Source organism: Bacillota bacterium (genome assembly GCA_040754675.1).
GTDB lineage: Bacteria > Bacillota > Limnochordia > Limnochordales > Geochordaceae > Geochorda.
The window spans coordinates 1-2,851 of sequence record JBFMCJ010000511.1 but is presented as its reverse complement, the minus strand read 5'-3'; the positions used below and the strand labels follow the sequence as shown (position 1 = coordinate 2,851).

Annotated in this window: 3 protein-coding genes; 1 reads left to right on the top strand and 2 read right to left on the bottom strand. The window is 64.7% G+C overall.

Annotated elements, in window-relative coordinates; all coding sequences use genetic code 11:
• Positions 1-1,032 (top strand): molybdopterin-dependent oxidoreductase (locus AB1609_19950; GenBank protein MEW6048716.1); only part of this gene is annotated, 1,032 nt, incomplete at its 5' end.
• Between the two features lie 229 nt (positions 1,033-1,261).
• On the opposite strand, the gene AB1609_19945 is transcribed toward AB1609_19950, so the two are convergent.
• Positions 1,262-1,438: a hypothetical protein gene (locus tag AB1609_19945; GenBank protein MEW6048715.1), complete on the bottom strand. Its 177-nt coding sequence runs from the start codon at positions 1,436-1,438 to the stop codon at positions 1,262-1,264.
• Positions 1,439-2,161: 723 nt separating this feature from the next.
• On the bottom strand, positions 2,162-2,596 hold the full coding sequence (locus tag AB1609_19940; GenBank protein MEW6048714.1) for a HepT-like ribonuclease domain-containing protein: 435 nt from the start codon (positions 2,594-2,596) through the stop codon (positions 2,162-2,164).
• Positions 2,597-2,851: the final 255 nt, after the last annotated feature.

The following is a 2,851-nucleotide window of genomic DNA, read 5'->3' as shown; positions in this document are numbered from 1 at the left end:
GTCTCCTTCTTCACCGGCAGTCTGACTCCGTTCCAGCTGGACTGGGTTGACCCCCGACCCCTCTTCCCGAGCCCGCCCACAGACCGCGCCATCCGCAAGCCCGTGCTGGCGGACGATCTGCAAAGCGGCCCACTGCCTCGGGTGGCCTGGTTCCAGGGCAGCAACGCCATCAAGCAGGCTCCGGCTTCCGCGGCCACTGCCCGGGCTCTGGCAGGCATCCGATTCAAGGTGGCCGTGGAGGTACGCCTTAGCGAAACCGCGTCCATGTGCGACCTCGTGCTCCCGGCGGCTTCATTCCTGGAGTTCGAGGATGTACGTGGGTCCTTTGGTACACCCTGGGTCGGTCACATGGCGCCGGTGGCCCCTCCCGCCGGCGACTCCCGCCCGGAGCCGGATATATACGCTTGCTTGGCTCGGCGCCTGGGCCTGGAGCACCATTATCTGGAAGGCGGCGGTCCTGAGGGCTGGCTTCGCCGAGCCCTGCTACCACTGGCCGGACGGGGAGTAACGCTCGAGGTGCTGCGTGAGCGCGGGGGTATAGTCGCCACGGGGGACAACGCCTACCCCGAACTCCCCTTCTCCGAAGGCAGGTTCGCTACCCCAGACGGCCGCTTCCGCTTCCTAGGCCACGAAGACTTTCAGCGCTACCTCCGCCTACGTGATGAGTGGCAGTCCGAAGGCTGCTATCCATTACAGCTCATTACACCCAAGGCTCCCGGGAGGATCAACTCCCACCCCGATACGGACGCTAGGGACGGCCCCTGCCCCCCGGTCGCCAGGGTACATCCCCAACACGTGCCCGCGAAGGCGGTGGAAGGCGAAACCGCGTTGCTCTTGACCCGGCTGGGGCAAATCCGTGTGCGCCTTCTAAGAGACCCAGCCATGAAGCCGGGAGTGGTGGTGGTGGAGCAAGGAGGGCGGGTCCCCGACGCCATCGGGATCAACGCCCTCATACCGGCCACCCTGTCCGAAGACGGTGAAGGGGCCTGCTACTATGAGGCGCGTTGCCGGCTGGAGGCTTCTCCCGACTGACCTCGTCAACCGGCCTGTGACACTGGGATCTGAGATGGACCCATGCACTCAGCACGAGTGCCCGTCTAGCTCGATAGCACCTGCCAGCCTGGGCCCTCGGGATCCACTCACGAGGCCTCCTTCACCTGGGCGAGGAACAACTCCAGCAGCTTTTCCAGACGGGCTTCAATGCCCTCCCACTCGATGAGATGCTCCCACCCACGCTGCATGCTCCTTCACCGAATGCTGGCTAATTAACTCTTCCAGGCCCCCGAGCATGCCTCACCCCGTACCTCATAATCAGGGCCATGATTCGCTCATCTACGCTCCGGAGTTCCGCCTCCAGGAAGGTCTTGAGGGCCTTGCGCTCAAGCTCAGGCTCCGGAATCCTCAGTTGCTCGGCAATGGCCGCAAACGACACACCCACGTCGCCCACCCCCCGCTCCGATTCTACCCGACGCCCACTCGCGGCACAACCGTAAGCCCCTTACGCCCTATGCAGGGCTGAGGCACATTACAGCCTGGCATTACGGCTTCGTATCTCGGCCACGAGTTCCCGCGCCGCCTGAGGCGTGTCCGCATCCGGACCCCCACCAGGGGAAACGGGGGCACCGCGCAGGCGGGAAGGGGCCCGCGGGCCAGAACCGGGAACAGCAGGCAGGAGTCGACCTGGCCCGCCCTCGCTCCGGTCTGCCCCGAGAGGGGCCCCACCCCTCACGGGACGCACGTCATCACCGCGGAGGAGCAGACACCGTACTTTCTCTCCCCGGGGCCAGCAAAGCCCGACGAGCATGTCCCCGATGTGACCGCTGGCACCCGTGACCACAACCACCGAACAAATCCCCCCGTGAGCTGACGCGCCACGCCCACGGGGTCGAGCACCATGACCGGCACCCCCACATCTCCCAACCCGACCAGCCCGGTACATTACCCCAGCCGTCACCGGGTCTCGCCCTAACTGTCGCCCAATCTCTGTTCTCCGTGGACTTGTGAGAATTGCCCACCATCTTGCCCGCGAAATCCCTCCCACCCAGCGATACCGCATCCCCGGCGGAACCCTGCGGTGAACCGCCAGCTTCATTCACCCGCCCATGCCTGCCGCGCTCCTGTCGGGGCATCGGCATGTGGCTCGCCCGTAGAATCCTCGCCGTCAACGTAGCGCTTCACCTGCCGGGCGAACTGTCCAAGTCGCCAGCCTCTGCGTGACAGCCTCGTAGATCGCCCGGTAGTGAAGAATCCGGTACACGTACACGATGGCGTTCCTCATACCGGCCATGCCGCGGATCTTCCGGGCAAAGCCGGGGTCAAGGAGTCCCCTGTCCCCGGCCAACTCGATCAGGCTCGCTCGGTCAAATTCGGTCAAGCTGACGGCTTTTGCCGCAGGAAGCGGCGACAGATATCGAGGACGGACAACTCCAGCGCGATGCGCAGGTAATGCACCACCAAGTTCCCTGGTGTCCACATCCGCCTCGAACTCTTCGTCCGATGCAAATCGCTTCCTGAGCGCCGCAAGGCGGGCCACTGCCTCATCCATCCGCGACAGGTAGGTCTCTACCCGATCTCGATTCAGTCGCCGCCCGGCCACCGACAACCCCTCCTCAATGCGGTCCTAGAGGAGCCCCCGCAGTTCCCGGCGGAAGCGAAGAATCGTCGTACGAAAAACGGTGTTCACGGCGAACTCGTCAACGGCATCGGGGTCAGCTACTTAGATGAAACCACCGTCAAGCAGCGCCTCCAGCTTGATGCGCGGGTTGACACGGTCGAGCACCGCCAGGTCAAGCTGCTCCTCGGGAATGCCCAGCGCACGGCTGAGTTGCTCCCTCAAGTCCAGATACCGGTG